The organism is Paraburkholderia sp. GAS33 (assembly GCF_050436645.1).
GTDB lineage: Bacteria > Pseudomonadota > Gammaproteobacteria > Burkholderiales > Burkholderiaceae > Paraburkholderia > Paraburkholderia phenazinium_B.
Genome location: NZ_JBNDMP010000001.1, coordinates 1,333,144 through 1,352,085 on the forward strand (window position 1 = coordinate 1,333,144; position 18,942 = coordinate 1,352,085).

Below are 18,942 nucleotides of genomic sequence, written 5' to 3' on the forward strand. Positions count from 1 at the left end.
ATCTGATATGACAATCACGCTCTACGCCTGGGGTACGCCGAATGGCCGCAAGGTCAGCGTCGCCCTCGAAGAAATGGAACTGCCTTACACCGTCGTACCGGTCAACATCGGCAAGGGGGAGCAGTTCCGGCCCGAGTTCCTGCGCATCAGTCCGAACAACAAGATTCCGGCCATCGTCGATCCCGACGGCCCCGCCGCTGCGGGCGGCATGAGCGGTGCGGACGGCGCAGGCGGCGGCCCGGTCAGCGTGTTCGAATCAGGCGCGATCCTGCTCTATCTGGGCGAGAAAACCGGCAAGTTCCTGCCCGCCGGTCTGCGCGAGCGGATACCGGTGCTCGAATGGCTGATGTGGCAGATGGGCGGCTTCGGTCCAATGCCGGGCCAGGTGCACCACTTCGCCGCGCTCGAAGCGGAAGACGACCGCCGCTATGGGCTCAAACGCTTCTCGGACGAAACCAACCGGCTGTATGGCGTGCTCGACCGGCGGCTCGCCGAAGTGGAGTTCGTCGCAGGCGAGCTTTCCGTGGCGGATTTCGCGATTCTAGGCTGGGCGTGGCGGCACGAACGCCATAAGGTCGACCTCGCCACCTATCCGAACGTGCGGCGCTGGTATGACACGCTGTTTGCGCGGCCCGGCGTGCAACGCGGCTTTGCGGCGAAGCTGGACTAAGCCGAGCGGTGACTCTGCAGAGATTCCCTCTCCCGAAGAACGGGTATCCCACCTGCTACGCCGAACCGCGATGGACCTTATAATTGCTTTATGAAGAACGCCAAGTCCGCCGCGGTTGCCGAAAAAACCGCCCCTGCCCAAGACACCGCACACAAGAGTGCGCACGATCATTCGCATCCCCATGCGGATCATCACGCCCACGGCGACGAGCATGACCACGGGCATCTCCGGGCCGCTTCGCCCGAAGCGGCGCTGGTGCTGGCTGAGGAATATTGCCGCGAACGCGGCGAGAAACTCACGCCGATCCGGCGCAAGGTGCTGGAACTGCTGCTGACGTCGGGCCGCGCGACCAAGGCGTATTCGCTACTCGACGACATGCGGCAGATCCACCCGGGCTCCGCGCCGCCGACGGTGTATCGGGCGCTCGACTTCCTGCTCTCCGCGGGGCTCGTACACAGAATCGAATCGATCAATGCGTTCACTGTCTGCCACGATCTGACGCAATGTCAGCACGGCATTCTGGTGGTGTGCCAGCAGTGCGGCAACGTCACCGAACTCCATCAGCCGAAACTGCGGCAGGCGCTGGTGCTGCAGATTCAGGACGCAGGCTACCGCCTCGCCAGCGAGGAGATCGAACTGAAAGGCCTGTGCTCCGACTGTCAGGCCGTCGAAGCCAGCGCCGCCGCGGCAGCGAGCGGCAGCGGCGTCTGAAAGCGCTCAGCCCGCCGCGCGGGCGTCTATCGCATCGTGTAGCAATTCGACCAGATCATCCGGCCGGGCCGGTTTGGTCATGAAATGCTGGAAGCCTTCACCGATGCTGCGCAGGCGGTAAGTATCGTCAGTGTGGCCGGTCAGCGCCACCGCAACCGCCGGTGAATGATCGCCGCGAATCTCGTGATCGCGAAGCCGCTGGATCAGATAGAAACCGTCCATACAGGGCAGTTCGAGATCGCAAACCACCGCATCGGGTAACAATCGCAGCGCCGCTTCGACGCCCTCTTCCGCATCCGCCACTGCGACGACATGCGCGCCCTCCGATTCAAGCAGGTGCGTCAACGATTCCCTGCTTTGCAGGTCATCCTCGACGAGCACGATCGTTGCCTGATCGAGTCTCAACACTCCGTTCATTTTGCGTTGTTGCTATAAAGCAGGTTAGGCCCGATAAGGCAGCCATTGTATCGCGCGCTTTGCCGCGGCCTTCGTGGAGCGGGCGTACATCACATGATGCATCGCTCGCAAGCTCCGACTCGGTTTCGCACGACGAGTTGCATTCTTCCGGCAAATACGCCCTCGTCCGGGTGATCCGGTAATAGCACATCACGTGCCTTGTCTGCGCGAGGGGTGCGGCGCTTGCTCGTGAGTGGGCCGCACAGCGCCGTCGCATAAGGCTTGCGCCCTTCGGGCGGGGCGCAAAAGGCTGCACAGCCAAGTCACCATTTATCGATTGACAACACGGCAGAATGCACCTCCGGTGTGCAAAATCTGCCAGGCGTCATGCCATTTCTATCTTCCCCACCTTAGGTGTAAACGATGACTTCAAAGGACCACGATTTTGCGGGCGCTCCGACCTCGCGGTGCTAAATTTCGGTCGAGACGATGACCGCGGAGGAGCACCCGGCATGAAAATCAAGAAGGCGATCGACCGTATTCCTGGTGGGCTGATGCTGGTCCCGCTGCTGCTCGGCGCGTGCGTGCATACGTTCGCCCCGCATGCCGGGAAATTTCTGGGTTCGTTCTCCAATGCCCTGATTACCGGCACACTGCCGATTCTCGCCGTGTGGTTCTTTTGCATGGGCGCGAGCATCAGTCTCAAGGCCACGCCCGTCGTGCTGCGCAAAAGCGGTGTGCTGGTCGTCACCAAGGTGCTGACCGCCGCGGTCGCAGGGGTGATCGCCTCGCACTTCCTGCCGCCGGGCGGCATCACCTCCGGCTTTCTCACGGGTCTGTCGGTCCTCACCGTGATCTGCGTGATGAACGAGAGCAATGGCGGCCTGTATATGGCGCTCATGCAGCAGTACGGCACGCCGGAAGAAGCCGGCGCGTTCTGCCTGATGTCGCTCGAGTCAGGCCCGTTCATGACCATGGTGACGCTCGGTATCGCCGGACTCGCGAGTTTCCCTTACGCCACGCTGCTCGGCGCGCTGCTGCCGTTCCTGATCGGCTTTGTCCTCGGCAATCTGGATAGCGATCTGCGGCAGTTCTTCGGTCAGGCAGTGGCGGTGATGGTGCCGTTCTTTGCGTTCGCGCTCGGCAATAATCTCGACTTCCGTGTCATCCTCGACACGGGCCTGCTCGGCGTGCTGATCGGGCTCTGTGTCATCGTGGTGACCGGCACGACGCTCGTGCTGGCCGATATCTTTCTCGCGCGCGGCAACGGCACGGCGGGCATCGGCGCGGCATCGACCGCCGGCGCGGCGGTCGCGGTGCCGCAGATCATCGCCGGCATCGAACCGCGCTATGCTGCGGTCGCTCCGGCGGCCACGGCACTGGTCGCCACCTCGGTGGTGGTGACCTCGCTGCTCACGCCGATTCTCACGGCGATCTGGGCGCGCCGCTGGGGCGTGCTGTCGGCGAATTACCGGCGCACGCACCCAGCTTCCTCGGATCCGCTGCCGGACAATGAGACACTCAAGCCTGGACTCAAGCCCACGCTTCATCATCCAGCGAAGTGAGGCTTTGAACCAGGCTCTTTTCCAACTCTCAACACCTGATCTCAAGATGCAAGAACTCGATCCCGCTACGCTCGAAGCCCTCCGTCAAGTCAGCACGGCCACGCTCACCACTCAGCTATTCAAGCGAGGCTTGCGCAACACGTTCATGCAGGGCGTCGCGCCGCTGGCGGGTCATAGCGGTCCCAACCTCGTCGGGCCGGCGTTCACGCTACGCAATATCCCGTCGCGCGAGGACATCGACGTCCTCGAGCTGTTTGCGGACCCTGAGTACGCGCAGCGCAAATGCGTCGAAACGATCCCCGCCGGACACGTCCTCGTGCAAGACTGCCGCGGCGAGCGCAGCAGCGCGTCGTTCGGTTCGATCCTGACGCAGCGTCTGCAGGTGCGCGGCGTCGCCGGCATGGTCTCGGACGGCCCGGTGCGCGACAGCACGACGATTGCCGCGCTCGGCCTGCCAGTGTTCTGCGCCGGTGCAAGCGCGCCGCCGAATCTGATCCGCCATCATGCGATCGATATCAACGTGCCGATCGGCTGCGGCGGTGTTGCGGTATTTCCCGGCGACGTGATCGTCGGAGATGCCGACGGCATTGTGGTGATTCCGCGCGAAATGGCCGCGGACGTTGCCAAGGCCGCGGCGGAACAGGAACTGCAGGAGGAGTTTCTGACCGGGCGAATTCGCGACGGTGCGCCGCTGCCGGGCACCTACCCGCCGAACGACGCGACGAAGGCCGCGTACGAGGCGTGGAAAAAGACGCGTCAGGTTTGAGAGCGAGGCAGCGCTGCATCGGCTGGCAGCGCAAAACTCTTTCCGGATGTTTCTCGGCGTTACCACACGCTTAAGACCGGAGCATAGGCGCGACATCCGCGTGGATACCACCACGTGATGTCCGGCGCCCGCACGCCCTATCGCAGCGGCGGGTTCATCTCACGAACGACGCGGGCCACTGCCAAGCTCGCGCTCTATCCGGGCCCACCTGGCGCCGGCGACAAACCGGCGCCATCAACGCCTTAGTCCTTCCCGCGCTGCGGCCCCACCCCATGTACCAGCATTGCCACCGCGTGGCGGGCGATGTCGTCGGAGCTCAAACTGCGTCGCACCGGATCGTTGCGCCACATCTTCGAGGTGGCGAGCGGCAGGATGGTCAATCCCAGCAGCGTCAGAAACACCAGCGAAGGTTCAAGATCCGGGTTGAGACGCCCCTCCTTTTGCCACTGCTCGATCCGCGCCACCGAGGCCTTGTGATGGGTATGGCCGAAACGCTCGTGCATGCGCTGCCGCAACAGACCACCTTCGCTGATCACTTCGCGCACCCATAACGGCGGAAACCACGGATTCTGTTCGGCGATTTGCACGAAGCCTCGCGCAACCTGCGTAATTGCGGCCACCGGGTCGTCGGAATTGGCTTCGAACGCACCGCCGATCGCCGTGCGCAGCGGCAGAAAACGTTCGTCGATCAGCACGTCGAGCAACTGGTCGCGGGTCTTGAAGTAGTAATGGACCATCGCCGGCGTGAAACCGGCCTCCCGTGCAATGGCGCCAAGTGTCGTATCGACGATGCCCTGACGCGCAAACAGGTTCAGCGCCGCGTCGAGCAGACGGGCACGCTGCTCCGGGCCGCGCGCGCTGCCGCTCGGCCGACCGGGCCGGCGCGTGGCGGCCTGTTCCACGACCGGTTCTGTTGACGCCTCTTTGGCCGCGAGCTCATCGGCTGGTGCAGTACTCATTTCCTTTCCATTTGACCAATTGTGAGATATCGCATATATTAATCTCCGAATTAATTAATTTCAACACACCCGACACGTTCGATAGGTCCCCATCATATGGATCATCCTGCCACTACTCCAGCCGAACTCGCGAGCGGCCCAGAACATCCGCCGATTCGCCTCCTGTTCCCGGCCCTGCTGCTGGTGATGCTGCTTGCTGCGCTCGATCAGACTATCGTGTCGACGGCGTTGCCCACCATCGTCGGTGAGCTCGGCGGCCTCAACAACCTGTCGTGGGTCGTCACGGCCTACCTGTTGACCTCCACCATCGTCGTGCCGCTGTACGGCAAATTCGGCGACCTGTTCGGTCGCAAGATCGTGCTGCAGGCGGCCATCGTCCTGTTCCTCGTCGGCTCCGCACTGTGCGGCCTCGCGCAGAACATGACCCAGCTGATCGTCTTGCGCGCACTGCAGGGTCTCGGCGGCGGCGGCCTGCTGGTGGTGACCATGGCGGCCATCGCCGACGTAATCCCGCCCGCCGATCGTGGTCGCTACCAAGGCGTGTTTGGCGGCGTATTCGGTCTGGCCACCGTCGTCGGCCCACTCCTCGGCGGTTTCCTGGTCGAGCATCTGTCATGGCGCTGGATTTTCTACATCAACCTGCCGCTCGGCGTGATCGCGCTGGCCGTCATCGGCGCAGTGTTCAAGCCGCACGCCGCACATATCAAGCACACGATCGACTACATGGGCGCTGCCTTCCTTGCCGGCGCGCTCACCTGCATCATCCTCTTCACGAGCCAGGGCGGCACAATCCTGCCGTGGACGTCGCCGCAACTGTGGTTCACCCTCGCCATGGGTCTTGTCTGCATCGCCGGCTTTATTTATGAGGAACGGGACGCGGCCGAGCCCATCATGCCGCTCGAACTCTTCAAACAGCGGACGTTTTTGCTGAGCTGCCTGATTGGCTTCATCATCGGCGTCTCGCTGTTCGGCTCGGTAACGTTCATTCCGCTGTATCTGCAGGTCGTCAAAGGCTCGACGCCTTCAGAGGCCGGCATGCAGATGCTGCCGATGATGGGCGGCCTGCTCGTGATGTCGGTCATCACCGGGCGCGTGATCAGCAAGATCGGCAAGTACCGCATGTTTCCGATCGGTGGCACGTTTCTCGTTGCTGTGGCGATGACGCTGCTCGCGCGGCTCGAAATTTCCACGCCGATTCATGTGATGTATCTATACATGGGGCTGCTGGGTCTAGGTCTCGGCATGGTGATGCAGGTATTGATTCTCGCCGTGCAGAACACAGTGGAGTTCAAGTATATGGGCGTCGCGACATCCGGTGCCACGCTGTTTCGCTCGATCGGTGGATCGGTCGGTGTCGCGGGTTTTGGCGCGGTGTTTTCGAACGGTCTCGCAGCGCGCTTGCAAACGCTGATTCCGCCCGATACCGAATTGCCCCACGCACTGGGCCCTGCAGCGATCCATCAGTTGCCTGTCGCATTGCGCGACGATTATCTGCAGGCATTTGCCGGCGCGCTGCACACGGTCTATCTGTCGGCATCATGTGTGGTCGTCCTGGCGTTCGCGCTGGCCTGGCTACTCAAAGATCACCCGCTGCGCAAGCATTGAATTCCGCCATTCGCCTGGCTGTTTACGACAACGGCCTCGCGAAGCATTTCATCCAATCAATGTTCCCCGCACGCTGCACGCTACCGGCAGCGTGCAAAAAACTCCCCATTCATTCGTTCTGCCGACAAGTGCAACGATTCGTCCCGCCACTATGTGTGTTTCGGCACACATGGTAGGTGCGAACGGCGATTGACGTTCGCTCCGAAAGCTCACATATTGTTCATGGTGGCGTCGCCTGCACTTGCATCGCAGACGCTCCTCTTCAGCGCATGTGGATCGTGTTTCACGCAGAGAGTGCGGACTGCCTCAAGCACGATCTGGTGCATGCCGTAGCAGCATAGCCTTTCGCAGGTGGGTCCACAGAATGTCCACCCAGACTACTCCTGGCCAAAGTTTCCCAGCGCCTTGCAAACGTTGCGGCGGCTTGCTGTATCAGCCCGCCGACCTGTGCCCGTATTGCGGCACCCGGCGTCCGATAGCCACGCCGTCGCCTCTGCGCTTCGCGGGTGTCCATGGCCTGCGCCACCCTCCCACGCAGACAGATGCCGATCTCAAGTCTGCGGCACCGGAACTGGCAACGCCGAAAGCGTCGATTCCCCCGCTCAAGCATCTTCCCCTGGGCGCGCCTGTGGGCTCGCGATGGCTGCTCACACGCGGGCTGATCGCGCTTGTCGTATTGATACTAGGTTATGGCGCTTACACACTATTCGGCGACCATCGTACTGCCCCGCCCACCTATGATGAACAGGACGCCAAATCAACGGCCGGTTCGATCGCACCTTATATGGCAGAACAGGCAGCAAACTCGCCGGCCAGCGCGGGCACCGTCAACGCATCTTTGGCACCGCCGCGAGGGGCGGCAGCACCGGTTGCCGTTCCGCACTATCGCGATCTCTCCGAGAGCTTGCGTGCAGCGCATGCGCACGAGGACGCTCACGATCTGTCGGGCGCGCAGGCTGCGGTGAACGCCGCGCTTTCGATGGATTCCGGCAACGCCGACGCGCTGCAGATCCAGCATGAAATCACGCCACTCGAGCAACGGCGCGACGCGGCATTGCAGACGGCGCACGTGTGCATAAAGGATCACCTGTGGAACTGTGTTGAGCACAGCGCCAGCGATGCGCTCGCAGTCGACAGCGGCAGTCCCGAGGCGAAGACGTTGCTGCAGCGGGCGATCGTCGAGACCGGGTGGGTGCCGCTTGGCGGCCACGCGGCACCGGCTGCGAAGACTGTCCCGTTACCCTCTCAGGTACCTCAACCGCCGCCATCCGCACGAACCGCACAGATCGTCACTGCGACGCCTGCCCCCAACAGCATCGACGCTCAGGAACGGGCCATCGCGCAGTCCGGCTGGCGAACCACGCCGGCCTCAGCCGCGGCGCCGGCCCATTGAGCGAAACGCAGCCACAGAAGTCTTTAGCACCTCGAAGGACGCAATATCTGGAAGTGCAAAACCTGACTCACCGATGCTTCACGCGGCTCGCCGCGAAAGTTGATTAAAACCACAGGGATAGGCGGAGAAGACCATGCTCAAGACAATTCTGGCGGGGTGGCTCGGGCTGGTGCTGGCGTGTTCGCCCGCGCTTGCCGATAACGCTCACTACAAGATCGTCACCGGCCCCGAACGAGGCACCTACATCCAGATCGGCGCGGATCTCGCGAAATGGGTGGCCGAACCGGCCGGTATTGATCTGGAAGTCATGCCGTCGAAGGGTTCCGCGGAAAACGTCCAGCGCATGCGCTTCGAACCGGGCGTAAAACTCGCGCTGGTGCAATCCGATGTCTACCAGGCCTATGTGGATATGGCCAATGCCGGCAACCCCGACGCCGGCCAGGCGATCCGGCCCTTGCGGCTCATCATGCCGCTTTACGATGAAGAAATAAATTTCGTCGTGCGCGCCGACTCGCCTATCAAGACCATCAACGAGATCAAGGACAAGAACATCAGCGTCGGCCTGCTCGGCAGCGGTACTGCACAATCGGCCAACACCATTTATCGCCTGATGTTCGGCCAGCCGATTGCCGATCAGAACGCGCAGCATCTGAGCAACGAGGACGCCCTCGCCGCGCTGATCGTCAAGAAGATCGACGTGGCCGTCGTGGTGGTCGGTCAGCCCGCGAAGCTCTTTACCGATATGAATCCGGAACTGCTGCAACAGCTTCGCCTGCTGCGCGTCGATCCGAACGCGCCTGAAACGGCGCGCGCCAAGCAGACCTACTTTCCGGCCATCATCCACACCACGAGCTATCCGACCTGGCTGAAGGAAGATGTGCCGACCTTCACCGTCAAGGCATTTCTGGTCACGTACGATTTCGGGCTGCGCGATACGGTCAACAACCTCGATCACTTCGCCGATTCGCTGTGCACGAACTTCGACAACCTGCAGGAGCACGGTCATCCGAAGTGGAAGCAGGTGAAGATGGAGCTGCCGAGTCTCGGCAAGGGCTGGCAATACTATCCGCCTGTCGAAAGGCGGCTGCGCAGCTGCGTCGCCCGTCGTGCGGCGGCCGTGACCACTGAAGCGCCCGCGCAGACGGCGGACAAGGCGCTTCCCAAATCGAATTGCACGGATGAGGCACGGGTGTTGATGCTGTGCAAGTGAATCACACTGGCGCCTGGGCAAGATCCATCGCACGTTGCAGCGCTTCGTAGGCTTTTGGCCGGTTGCACTGCGAGACATTGAAGCGCAGGAATCCCGCCGCCGAGTGCGAAGCACTGAACACGTTGCCCGGCGCCAGCACCACATTGTCTACGAGCGCGTGACGGGCGATCTCCGCGCCATCCAGGCCGCCTGGCAAACGTGCCCACACGAACATGCCGGCGCGCGGCCGGGTCCATATATCGAGACCGGCCTGGGTCAGGCGACGGATGGTCTCGCCCATCGAATCGGCAAGCTTCGCGCGCATGCCTTCGAGATGCCGCCGGTAGGTGCCGTCCACCAGCAGTCGGTGCACGACACTCGCCGCCAGTTGACCGTTACCGAACGACGTGGCGAGCTTCAGATCGATTAGCGGCTCCACCCAGTCCGCACGTGCCGCGATGAAACCGCAACGCACGGCCGCGGACAACGTCTTCGAAAAGCTGCCGATCGATACGACGCGAGCGAGTCCGTCGAACGCAGCCAGACGCGGCGCAGCCTCGTCCTCGAAGTCCGCGAAGATGTCGTCCTCCACAATCAGCAGCTTGTGCTCGCCAGCCAGCTTCAACAGACGATGCGCAACCGCCGGCGCCAACGTTGCGCCAGTCGGATTATGGATCGCCGAATTGGTCACATACAGGCGCGGGCGATGTTCGACAAGCACCCGCTCGAACGCGGCGAGATCCGGCCCGGACGGTGTGTACGGCACGCTGACGATGCGGGCGCGGTGGGCGCGCAGCAAGGCCTGGAAGTTGAAATAGCAGGGGTCGTCGATCAGCACGGTGTCGCCTGGTTCGAGCAGGAAGCGGCAGACCAGATCGAGCGCGTGGGTGCCGCCGTCGGTCAGGATGATCTGCTCGGGAGGTGCGTCGACGCCATGCTGGGCGAGCCGCCACGCGAGTTGCTGGCGCAGGGCGGGCAAACCGGGCGGCGTGGCGTAATCGGCCAGCGCGGCATGCGGATCGCGCGCTACCGCGCGCAGGGCACGCCGCACGCCGTCTTCCGGCAACCATGAGGCGGGCAGCCAGCCGCAACCGGGTTTCAGCACCTTCTGCCCTGTCTCAAGCGACTGCCGCGTGAGCCACAGAGGATCCACCTGGCGGTCGAGCCGCGGCCCCAGATCAGCCAGAGCCAGCGGCGGCGCATGACCGGAGACAAAAAAACCCGAGCCGCGTCGCGCGACGATCGTGCCTTCCGCCACGAGCCGGTCGTATGCCTCGACGACCGTCGACTTTGACACGCCAAGCGTTTCCGTCATGGCGCGGATCGATGGGACGCGAGCGCCAGGCATCAGCGAGCGGCCGGCGATGCGTTCGCGCAAGGCGTCCATCACGACATCGACCCGCGTGCGTGCTAAAACAACATTGTCCGGATTGTCCCTGGCGGTTTCCATCATCTGTACTGTTCCTCGATAGGTACAGTTTCTGCGAATTGTACTGCTCCGTAGCTTACCCTTTTTGCCAGACAGGAGGATGCTGACGGCTTTAGCTTGCACATGGAAATCGCAATGGAAAAGTCCAAAGACGGCCGGGCCACCAATGCTCGGGCCGCGAACGGCTGGGTTAGCGGCATGCTAGGCGTGCTGATCTTCAGCGGTTCGCTGCCGGCCACCCGCATCGCTGTGCAGGGGCTCGATCCAATCTTTCTGACCGTCGCCCGCGCGACGATTGCCGGCACGCTCGGCTTGCTCCTGCTGCTGGTGTTTCGCGAGGCGCGCCCCGCGCGTCGCGACCTGCTGCCGTTGCTGATCGTCGCGCTCGGCGTGGTGGTCGGCTTTCCGCTGCTGACCGCCCTCGCCTTGCGTCATATCACCTCGGCCCATGCGGTGGTGTTCGTCGGCCTGCTGCCGCTCTCGACAGCGACCTTCGGCGTGCTGCGCGGCGGCGAGCGTCCGCAAGCGGCGTTCTGGCTATTCTCGGCGCTCGGCAGTTGCGCGGTGGTCGCCTTCGCGGTGCGCAACGGGCTCCAGGCATCGCCACTCGGCGACGCGCTGATGCTGGCGGCGATCATCGTCTGCGGACTGGGCTACGCGGAAGGCGCACGGCTGTCGCGACACCTCGGCGGCTGGCAGGTGATTTCCTGGGCGCTCGTGCTGTCGCTGCCGCTGATGGTGCCGCTCACCTGGTGGACGTGCCCGGCCTCGTTCGACGGCGTCAGTCAGGCAGCCTGGTGGGGACTCGCGTATGTATCGCTGTTCAGCATGCTCATCGGCTTCGTGTTCTGGTATCGCGGGCTGGCTTTGGGCGGCATCGCCAGCGTCGGACAACTGCAGTTGCTGCAGCCGTTTTTCGGGTTGCTGCTCGCCGGTCTCCTGCTGCACGAGCAGGTGCCGCCAGTGATGATTCTCGTCACGGTCGTCGTGGTGGCATGCGTCGCCGGGGCGCGCCGGTTTGCCAGGGCCGCGCCCGTCCGACCGGCTGGTTAGCGGCGCTGCTTTCCTCCCCCGCGCCGCATTGCGGTATGCTCACGCGCTCGTGTTCAGAAGGAGGACCCATGAAATTTTCGACCTGTCTGGGATGCGCAGCGCTGCTCGTATCCGTCGGCGCGTATGCCCAAACCTCGCAGACGTTTAACTTCGGCGAAGGCCAGACCACGCCACACGCCGCCAATGCGCGGCCCTCGCAGCATAAGACCAAACCGAAGCATCAGGCGGCGCACCAGAAGCGCCAGCCGCCTCAAGCATCGAACGTGAATCTCTATTCGCGCGGCTGAGCTGCGCGCGGGGCGGCCACGTCACGGCCACCCCGCGGACAATTTTGCACGGCTTCAATTCCTCGCAAACCGGGGGCATAGTGATGTGTTTCCGGAGAGGCTCCGGGCCAGCAACAGGATCAGGCATGAGCACCATCACGCAAACCCCTGCCAAAACGTCGACGAACGCTCTCCCGGCCCTACAGCTGGAGGTGCGCGATGCAACGGAAGCTGACCTGCCGGCGATTCAAGCGATCTACGCGCATCACGTGCTGCACGGCGTCGCCTCATTTGAGGAGACACCGCCCTCCATCGACGATCTGCGCGGCCGGCTCGCATCCGTGTTGAGCCATGGTCTGCCGTATATGGTGGCCGAGATCGACGGCGCGATTGCCGGCTATTGCTACGCAACGCCATACCGGCCGCGAGCGGCGTATCGGAACACGATCGAGGACTCGATCTATATCGACGACGCGTTTCGCGGGCGCGGCATTGGCCGTGTTCTGCTGAAGGCGTTGATCGAACGCTGCGAAACCGGACCATGGCGGCAAATGGTGGCCGTGATCGCTGCATCGCAGCCTCGGCTTCGAGATGGCCGGTACGCTAAAAGCGGTCGGATTCAAACACGGGCGCTGGCTCGATACCACGCTGATGCAGCGTGCGCTGGGTGTGGGGGATAAAGCGTTGCCCGAGGATTGGCCTGACTAGACGGTAAGTACCAAGTCCATACTAGCCCGGCCAACCCGTTTGTGTTTCGCCATCGTTCCGTATCTCACTGAAAATAACCGCGGACGTTCCCCTACGCCACCGCGCTAAAATCCCCCCATGCCGAAAACGCTCCCCTCCCCGTCCCCAGCGCCCGCCGCGCCGCGCAACGAATACACCGTCGACGAACTCGCGCGCGTGACGGACAGCACCGTGCGCAACGTGCGCGCCTATCAGGACCGCGGTCTGCTCGCGCCGCCGGAGAAGCGAGGCCGGGTCGGCGTGTACGACGACACGCATGTTTCGCGGCTCAAGCTCATCAATCACCTGCTCGCGCGCGGCTACACGCTGGCCAATATCCAGGATCTGATCAAGGCCGTCGACGAAGGCCACGACCTGCGCTCGATCCTCGGTCTGGAGACGGCCATCGGCAGCCGCTGGTCGCGCGAGCGGCCCAGGAAATATTCGCTGCTCGAATTGCTGCAGATGTTCGGCGACAAGGCCTCGCCTGGCGCTCTGTCCAAAGCGGTCGACCTGGGCCTGCTCGAGCGCAAGGGATTGTCGTTCGTGGCCGACAGCCCCGCCGCGCTGTCGGCCGGCGCGACCATGGCGAATGAAGGCATTCCGCTTGCCGATCTGCTCGACGCGGTACGGATCTCCCGTCCGCATTTCAATGCCGTCGCCAAGGCGATGGTCGATCTCGTGGTGCGTCAGCTCGATCGTTACGAAGCCGATGCACTGCCGCCGCCCGCCGATGTACCCGCGCTGGTCGACGCCATCTGGCGGGTGCGTCCGTTGGCCATGGTGCTGGTCGAAACCGAGATGAACCGCGCACTCGAAGACGCCGCCGGCGACTATCTCGGCGACCGCGTCGCTGCGATCATGGAAAAGCGGCTCGGTAATGCGTCTGCCGGCAAGCCGTCGGCGGCGTCTCACGCTGACGCGGACGCTCACGCCGAAACTAAAGCTGCACAGCCGACGCGCAACACAAAAGCCAAAGCGAAGAAGTAAGCCCACCCCACGCGCATAGCGCACTGAGTACCACGCACCAGGCATATTCCCCGTGCGCGTCATATCCAAATCTCCATTGCTTGGTTTGCGGTATAGCACGTCCATGCGACGATCCGTTGACCGCAGCAGCAGCATCCTTCCCGCAGCATCGGCATACGATCGCGCACGCCTGTCGGGGATGGACGTGCACGGCCGCTGCCTTGACCGCACGCATGGAGAGTTTTCGAATGACACGCAACCCGAGCCGCCGCCCTCGTCTGGCTGCACCGATCGCCGCCACGTTTAGCGCATTCACCGCGCTCGCCGCATGCGCTGTGTTCGCTGCGGCGACGCTGCTTCCCACCAGCAGCGCGCTCGCGCAAGATGCTTCCAGTGCAACCGAGAAAGTCCTGCGCATCGGCTATCAGAAAGCCGGTTTGCTCGCAGTCCTCAAGGTACAAGGCTCGCTGGAGCAAAAGCTCAAGCCGCTTGGCTACAGCGTGAAGTGGTTTGAATTTCCGGCCGGTCCGCAACTGCTCGAAGCGTTGAACGCGCACAGCATCGACTTCGGCTACACGGGTTCGCCGCCACCGGTGTTCGCGCAAGCCGCGGGCGTGGGCTTCGTGTACGTGGGTGCCGAACCTGGAGGACGTCATACCGAGGCGGTCATCGTCAAGCCCGGTTCGCCGTTGCAAACGGTCGCCGATCTGAAGGGCAAACGCGTCGCCCTGCAAAAGGGCTCCAGCTCGAACTTCCTGCTACTCGAAGCACTGCAGAAGGCGGGCTTGCGCTACGAAGATATTCATCCGGTGTACCTCGCCCCCGCGGACGCTCGCGCCGCATTCGAAAACGGCGACGTCGATGCATGGGTAATCTGGGATCCTTACTATGCCGCCGCGCAAGAAGCGCTCAAGGCGCGCACGCTGGCGGATTATACGAATCTCGATACGGCCTACAGCTTCTACGAGGCGACCCGTGATTTCGCCCAGCAACACCCTGATGTCATCGGGGCGGTTCTCGGTCAATTGCGCTCGACGGGCCAGTGGGTCACCCAGCATCCCGAAGAAACCGCTGCGCTGATTGCGCCGAAGGTCGGTCTCGATCAAAAACTGGTCGAAACCTGGGTGCGCCGCTACCCCTACGGCACCACGGCTGTCACCGACGAAATCGTCCACTCGCAGCAAAGCGTCGCCGACGCGTTCTATGGCGCCCATCTGATTCCGCAGAAGATCACCGTGCGCGACAACGTCTGGCAAAACCAGCAAGTAGCGGCGAGTCTCGCAGCGAAATAAGCGGGCTGCGGGACCAACTTCACACAGTCGTGCCGTCCCGCATCTCGCAAAAGCAAATTGTCAAAAACGTTGAATCACTAGAACTTTCGCCTTTCGCTGCGGTCCCTTCTCCGCACGCTTCCACGCGTCATTCTCCGGGTTGCTCCGCTCTTGCGGACTGGCCGCTCGCCTCGCGCGAGCGCGCCGGCACCCATTGCCTCTTATGAACCATCACGACGGCCCTCGCTCGCCGTCGCCTGAAAAACCAGGACCGTCACGGCCATGCAGAACCTTCTCGCCCAGATCCACCCGAACCGGTGGACCTTTCTCTGGGATTCGCTCACCGCCATCTCAATGCACCTGTGCGCCGCCGCGCTGATCCTCGTGGTCGGCTGGTGGGTGGCGCGGCGCGTCTCGCGCTCGCTCAACCGTTTGCTTACCAACCAGTCGCGTATGGACGCCACGCTGCGCCCCATCCTCTGCGACACCAGCCTGTGGGGCATTCGCGTGGTCGCCATCATCGGCGCGCTGTCCCAGTTGGGTATTCAGACCGCGAGCATCGTCGCGGTGCTCGGCGCTGCCGGCCTCGCGATCGGTCTTGCGCTGCAAGGTACGATGCAGAACATCGCGGCCGGCATCATGCTGTTGCTGCTACGCCCGTTCAAGGTGGGCGATTCGATCGAAGCGGGCACGGGTACTGTCGCCGGCACCGTCGAAGAAATCAGCCTGTTCACCACGCGCCTGACCAAATCCGACGGCATCTGCGAGTACGTGCCGAATAGCGCGCTGTGGAGTAATTCGATCCGCAACTACAACCGCAATCCGACCCGCCGTCTCGATCTCGAAGTGGAAATCTCCGTGCGCGACGACGTGGATCACGCGCTCGCCGCACTGCGCGCCCTCGCCGCCGCCGATCCGCGCGCACTGCAAACGCCCGCGCCGCAAGTCATGGTGACCCGCTTCGACGACAGCACGGTGGTGCTCAATATCCGCGTGTGGGCGAAGATCGATGTGTTCTGGGACATGCGCTGGGATCTCGCCCGCCAGGTACGCCAGACACTCAACGACGCGCAATGCGGGCTGCCGGTGCGGACGCGGGAATTGCACATCGTGCAAAGCGCTGAACCAGGCGAGCCGGTGATGGATCGCGCGGTATCCCGCCCGCGGGCTGTTACCCAGTAACGCACAGCCAGGCGGTCATCGGCCGGCGGCATCCGACCGCCGCCGGTTCTTTCCCACCCATAGAGTCCCCAACCTAAACGTCTGCTTGCGTCATTCCTTCTCAGCCTCTATCGTTACATCACCCAATGTCACAGTTAAGAGTGAATAAAAGGAGACGGATCGGATGAACGCACGCACGATGCCCCCCGACGCTCTGGCGCCCCTCGAAACCGATGTCGCTATCATCGGTTCGGGCTTCGCCGGACTCGGCATGGCAATCCGGCTCCGCCAGGCCGGCATGACCGACTTCATGGTCGCCGAAAAGGCCGACTCCGTCGGCGGCACCTGGCGCGACAATCACTACCCGGGTTGCGCCTGCGACGTGCAATCGCACGTCTATTCCTTCTCGTTCGCGCCGAACCCGCGCTGGACGCGCATGTTCGCGCGCCAGCCGGAAATTCGCGCGTATCTGGAAGCGTGCACCCAGCGCTTCGGCGTGCAACGGCACATTCGCTTTGGTCACGAACTGGTGAGCGCCATCTACGACGAAACGCGTCATCGCTGGCACATGCTGTTCGCCAACGGCCAACGCTGGTCGGCGCGGGTGCTGGTATCGGGCATGGGCGGCCTGTCGCGTGCGGCGGTGCCGGATATTCCCGGGCTCGATACCTTCAAGGGTAAGACCTTCCATTCGCAGCAGTGGGACCACAGCTATTCGCTGGAAGGCAAACACGTCGCCGTGATCGGCACCGGCGCGAGCGCCATTCAGTTCGTGCCGCAGATTGCTCCGCGTGTCGCACAGCTCGACCTGTTCCAGCGCACGCCGCCGTGGATCATGCCGAAGGCCGACCGCGCCGTGAAACCGTTCGAACAGTGGCTGTTCCGGCACCTGCCGTTCACCCAGAAGATGTGGCGCGCGGGTCTCTATTGCATGCTGGAATCGCGGGCGTTTGGCTTTGCGATTCATCCATCGCTGATGAAGACTGCGCAGAAAGTCGCGGTGCGTCATCTGCATCGTCAGGTGACCGACCCGCAACTGCGCGCCACACTCACGCCCGATTACACGATGGGCTGCAAGCGTATCCTCATTTCGAACGACTATTTCCCGGCGGTGTCGCGCCAGAATGTGGCGGTCATCACGAGCGGGATCGCGCGCGTCGAAGAAGACGCCGTGATCACGACCGATGGCGTGCGTCATCCCGCCGACTGCCTGATCTTCGGCACCGGCTTCAAGATCGCGGATCCGTTCCCGCGTGGTGTGGTACGCGGCAAAGGCGGGGTCGATATCGTCGATACCTGGCACAACGGTGCGCACGCGTACCTCGGCACCACGTTGCCTGGCTATCCGAACTTCTTTATGGTCGTCGGTCCGAACACAGGGCTCGGCCACAACTCGATGGTGTACATGATCGAGTCGCAGGTCGAGTACATCCTGCGCGCGCTGCAAACCATGCAACGCGAACGCGCTGCCGCGATCGAGGTGCGGCCGCATGTCGAACGTGCCTACAACGAGCAGATCCAGCAGAAGCTAAGCCGCGCCATCTGGTCCACAGGCGGTTGCAAGAGCTGGTACCTCGATCCGCGGACCGGCAAGAACACGACGCTGTGGCCTGGATTCGCGTTCCGTTTCCGCCAGGCTACCCGCAGCTTCAGCATGGGTGATTACTTTGCATATGCGCCTGCGGCTCAAACCGAGGCGGGATTGAACGCGCACACGGCCAGGTCGACGCAGGGCGGCGCGTCAACGGCTTCAGCCGGGTCCGCTTCTTCGGCTGCATCGTCGGCAGAGGCGACTTGAGACGCAGCACGCACTAACGCCATGCCGTCAAGCGAACACGTCGCACGCACAGACAAAACAACAAGGCACCGCTCAGAGAGGACAGTACGATGAAGAATTTCACAGACCGTGTTGCCGCCATTACCGGCGCCGGCTCGGGTATGGGCCGCTCGCTGGCGATCCAGCTGGCGCGCGAGGGCTGCCACCTGGCGCTCGCCGATCGCAACACCGCAAGCCTTGCCGAAACCGCGCTGCTCGCCGAGGGCGCAGCACCGCAGATCGTCGGTGCGCCGCTACGTGTGACGACCCGCGTACTCGACGTGGCGGATCGCGCGGCGATGTTCGACTGGGCCGCCGAAACCGCCGCCCAGCACGACCGCATCAATCTCGTCTTCAACAACGCAGGCGTGGCGCTGTCCAGCACGATCGACGGCATGGACTATGCCGATCTCGAATGGATCGTCGGTATCAACTTCTGGGGCGTCGTGCATGGTACGAAAGCGTTCCTGCCGCATCTGAAGGCGTCAGGCGAAGGGCATATCGTCAACACCTCGAGCGTATTCGGTTTGTTCGCACAACCTGGCATGAGCGGCTACAACGCGACCAAGTTCGCTGTGCGCGGCTTCACCGAAGCGCTGCGGCAAGAGCTCGATCTGATGAAATGCGGCGTCTCGGCCACCTGCGTGCACCCGGGCGGCATCCGAACCAGCATCGCGCAGTCGAGCCGGATCGCCTCGAACATGGTCGGTTTCATGATCGAGAGCGAACAGCAAGGCAAGGACGATTTCGAAAAGTTCTTCATCACAACGGCCGACGAAGCCGCCCGCACGATTCTCGACGGCGTGCGCAGGAACAGACGGCGCGTGCTGATAGGCCGCGATGCGCGGGCTGCCGACTGGCTCGCCCGCACCTTGCCGGCCGCCTATCAGGCGCTCGTCGTGATGCAGACGCGCCGCCTGCACCGCATTGCGCATAAGCGCGCCCGCGCTGCCGAAGCAGAAGCCGCCGGACGGCGCGCGTGAACATCAAAGATCAT

The 18,942-nt window shown here is 63.2% G+C and carries 16 protein-coding genes and 2 pseudogenes; 15 read left to right on the forward strand and 3 right to left on the reverse strand.

Features of this window, described 5'->3' with window-relative positions; all coding sequences use genetic code 11:
• Nucleotides 1-7 precede the first annotated feature (7 nt).
• Both P3T24_RS06010 and P3T24_RS06015 read left to right on the forward strand, forming a co-directional pair.
• Nucleotides 8-670, forward strand: coding sequence for a glutathione S-transferase family protein (locus P3T24_RS06010; protein ID WP_074268282.1), 663 nt, complete (start codon nucleotides 8-10; stop codon nucleotides 668-670).
• A 90-nt stretch (nucleotides 671-760) separates the two neighbouring features.
• Nucleotides 761-1,381, forward strand: a complete 621-nt coding sequence (locus tag P3T24_RS06015) for a transcriptional repressor (protein WP_429433113.1) — start codon at nucleotides 761-763, stop codon at nucleotides 1,379-1,381.
• 6 nt (nucleotides 1,382-1,387) lie between these two features.
• On the opposite strand, the pseudogene P3T24_RS06020 reads toward P3T24_RS06015, so the two are convergent.
• Nucleotides 1,388-1,844, reverse strand: a pseudogene (locus P3T24_RS06020) (response regulator).
• 445 nt (nucleotides 1,845-2,289) lie between these two features.
• On the opposite strand from P3T24_RS06020, the gene kdgT reads away from it, so the two are divergent.
• Both kdgT and P3T24_RS06030 read left to right on the forward strand, forming a co-directional pair.
• Entirely contained in the window at nucleotides 2,290-3,342 is a 1,053-nt protein-coding gene (gene kdgT / locus P3T24_RS06025) for a 2-keto-3-deoxygluconate transporter (RefSeq protein ID WP_429433115.1), read from the forward strand.
• A gap of 46 nt (nucleotides 3,343-3,388) precedes the next feature.
• Entirely contained in the window at nucleotides 3,389-4,108 is a 720-nt protein-coding gene (locus P3T24_RS06030; RefSeq protein WP_429288725.1) for a ribonuclease activity regulator RraA, read from the forward strand.
• A 242-nt stretch (nucleotides 4,109-4,350) separates the two neighbouring features.
• Here the strand turns inward: P3T24_RS06030 and P3T24_RS06035 are convergent, their stop codons facing one another.
• Nucleotides 4,351-5,067: a TetR/AcrR family transcriptional regulator gene (locus tag P3T24_RS06035; RefSeq protein ID WP_074268278.1), complete on the reverse strand. Its 717-nt coding sequence runs from the start codon at nucleotides 5,065-5,067 to the stop codon at nucleotides 4,351-4,353.
• A 96-nt stretch (nucleotides 5,068-5,163) separates the two neighbouring features.
• On the opposite strand from P3T24_RS06035, the gene P3T24_RS06040 reads away from it, so the two are divergent.
• The 3 genes from P3T24_RS06040 to P3T24_RS06050 all read left to right on the forward strand — a co-directional run bounded on the left by P3T24_RS06040 (nucleotide 5,164) and on the right by P3T24_RS06050 (nucleotide 9,275).
• Nucleotides 5,164-6,672 (forward strand): MDR family MFS transporter, encoded by a 1,509-nt coding sequence (locus P3T24_RS06040; RefSeq protein WP_429433117.1) that lies wholly within the window; start codon nucleotides 5,164-5,166, stop codon nucleotides 6,670-6,672.
• A 364-nt stretch (nucleotides 6,673-7,036) separates the two neighbouring features.
• Nucleotides 7,037-8,065 (forward strand): hypothetical protein, encoded by a 1,029-nt coding sequence (locus P3T24_RS06045; protein WP_429433119.1) that lies wholly within the window; start codon nucleotides 7,037-7,039, stop codon nucleotides 8,063-8,065.
• A gap of 133 nt (nucleotides 8,066-8,198) precedes the next feature.
• Entirely contained in the window at nucleotides 8,199-9,275 is a 1,077-nt protein-coding gene (locus P3T24_RS06050; protein ID WP_074268275.1) for a TAXI family TRAP transporter solute-binding subunit, read from the forward strand.
• Nucleotide 9,276: 1 nt separating this feature from the next.
• Here P3T24_RS06050 and P3T24_RS06055 read toward each other — a convergent pair whose 3' ends face one another.
• A complete protein-coding gene (locus tag P3T24_RS06055; protein ID WP_429433121.1) occupies nucleotides 9,277-10,707 on the reverse strand; it encodes a PLP-dependent aminotransferase family protein in 1,431 nt (476 codons plus the stop codon).
• A gap of 111 nt (nucleotides 10,708-10,818) precedes the next feature.
• Between P3T24_RS06055 and P3T24_RS06060 the strand changes: the two genes are divergently transcribed.
• From P3T24_RS06060 to P3T24_RS06095, 8 genes and pseudogenes are all read left to right on the forward strand, one after another.
• Nucleotides 10,819-11,736 (forward strand): DMT family transporter, encoded by a 918-nt coding sequence (locus tag P3T24_RS06060; RefSeq protein WP_429433123.1) that lies wholly within the window; start codon nucleotides 10,819-10,821, stop codon nucleotides 11,734-11,736.
• Nucleotides 11,737-11,804: 68 nt separating this feature from the next.
• Nucleotides 11,805-12,023: a hypothetical protein gene (locus P3T24_RS06065; protein WP_429409431.1), complete on the forward strand. Its 219-nt coding sequence runs from the start codon at nucleotides 11,805-11,807 to the stop codon at nucleotides 12,021-12,023.
• 125 nt (nucleotides 12,024-12,148) lie between these two features.
• Nucleotides 12,149-12,710, forward strand: a pseudogene (locus tag P3T24_RS06070) (N-acetyltransferase family protein).
• Between the two features lie 117 nt (nucleotides 12,711-12,827).
• Entirely contained in the window at nucleotides 12,828-13,718 is an 891-nt protein-coding gene (locus P3T24_RS06075) for a MerR family transcriptional regulator (RefSeq protein WP_429433125.1), read from the forward strand.
• A 227-nt stretch (nucleotides 13,719-13,945) separates the two neighbouring features.
• Nucleotides 13,946-14,989 (forward strand): sulfonate ABC transporter substrate-binding protein, encoded by a 1,044-nt coding sequence (locus tag P3T24_RS06080; protein ID WP_429409427.1) that lies wholly within the window; start codon nucleotides 13,946-13,948, stop codon nucleotides 14,987-14,989.
• 261 nt (nucleotides 14,990-15,250) lie between these two features.
• Nucleotides 15,251-16,150, forward strand: a complete 900-nt coding sequence (locus P3T24_RS06085; RefSeq protein ID WP_429433127.1) for a mechanosensitive ion channel family protein — start codon at nucleotides 15,251-15,253, stop codon at nucleotides 16,148-16,150.
• Between the two features lie 163 nt (nucleotides 16,151-16,313).
• Entirely contained in the window at nucleotides 16,314-17,927 is a 1,614-nt protein-coding gene (locus tag P3T24_RS06090; protein ID WP_429433129.1) for a flavin-containing monooxygenase, read from the forward strand.
• An 89-nt stretch (nucleotides 17,928-18,016) separates the two neighbouring features.
• Complete coding sequence (locus P3T24_RS06095) at nucleotides 18,017-18,928, forward strand: SDR family NAD(P)-dependent oxidoreductase (RefSeq protein WP_429433131.1); 912 nt, start codon at nucleotides 18,017-18,019, stop codon at nucleotides 18,926-18,928.
• Nucleotides 18,929-18,942 lie beyond the last annotated feature (14 nt).

Excerpts from the sequence above, each read along its gene's own strand:
- P3T24_RS06010 (WP_074268282.1), top strand. The coding sequence starts at position 8 with ATGACAATCACGCTCTACGCCTGGGGTACGCCGAATGGCCGCAAGGTC.
- P3T24_RS06015 (WP_429433113.1), top strand. The coding sequence starts at position 761 with ATGAAGAACGCCAAGTCCGCCGCGGTTGCCGAAAAAACCGCCCCTGCC.
- kdgT (WP_429433115.1), top strand. The coding sequence starts at position 2,290 with ATGAAAATCAAGAAGGCGATCGACCGTATTCCTGGTGGGCTGATGCTG.
- P3T24_RS06030 (WP_429288725.1), top strand. The coding sequence starts at position 3,389 with ATGCAAGAACTCGATCCCGCTACGCTCGAAGCCCTCCGTCAAGTCAGC.
- P3T24_RS06035 (WP_074268278.1), bottom strand. The coding sequence starts at position 5,067 with ATGAGTACTGCACCAGCCGATGAGCTCGCGGCCAAAGAGGCGTCAACA.
- P3T24_RS06040 (WP_429433117.1), top strand. The coding sequence starts at position 5,164 with ATGGATCATCCTGCCACTACTCCAGCCGAACTCGCGAGCGGCCCAGAA.
- P3T24_RS06045 (WP_429433119.1), top strand. The coding sequence starts at position 7,037 with ATGTCCACCCAGACTACTCCTGGCCAAAGTTTCCCAGCGCCTTGCAAA.
- P3T24_RS06050 (WP_074268275.1), top strand. The coding sequence starts at position 8,199 with ATGCTCAAGACAATTCTGGCGGGGTGGCTCGGGCTGGTGCTGGCGTGT.
- P3T24_RS06055 (WP_429433121.1), bottom strand. The coding sequence starts at position 10,707 with ATGATGGAAACCGCCAGGGACAATCCGGACAATGTTGTTTTAGCACGC.
- P3T24_RS06060 (WP_429433123.1), top strand. The coding sequence starts at position 10,819 with ATGGAAAAGTCCAAAGACGGCCGGGCCACCAATGCTCGGGCCGCGAAC.
- P3T24_RS06065 (WP_429409431.1), top strand. The coding sequence starts at position 11,805 with ATGAAATTTTCGACCTGTCTGGGATGCGCAGCGCTGCTCGTATCCGTC.
- P3T24_RS06075 (WP_429433125.1), top strand. The coding sequence starts at position 12,828 with ATGCCGAAAACGCTCCCCTCCCCGTCCCCAGCGCCCGCCGCGCCGCGC.
- P3T24_RS06080 (WP_429409427.1), top strand. The coding sequence starts at position 13,946 with ATGACACGCAACCCGAGCCGCCGCCCTCGTCTGGCTGCACCGATCGCC.
- P3T24_RS06085 (WP_429433127.1), top strand. The coding sequence starts at position 15,251 with ATGCAGAACCTTCTCGCCCAGATCCACCCGAACCGGTGGACCTTTCTC.
- P3T24_RS06090 (WP_429433129.1), top strand. The coding sequence starts at position 16,314 with ATGAACGCACGCACGATGCCCCCCGACGCTCTGGCGCCCCTCGAAACC.
- P3T24_RS06095 (WP_429433131.1), top strand. The coding sequence starts at position 18,017 with ATGAAGAATTTCACAGACCGTGTTGCCGCCATTACCGGCGCCGGCTCG.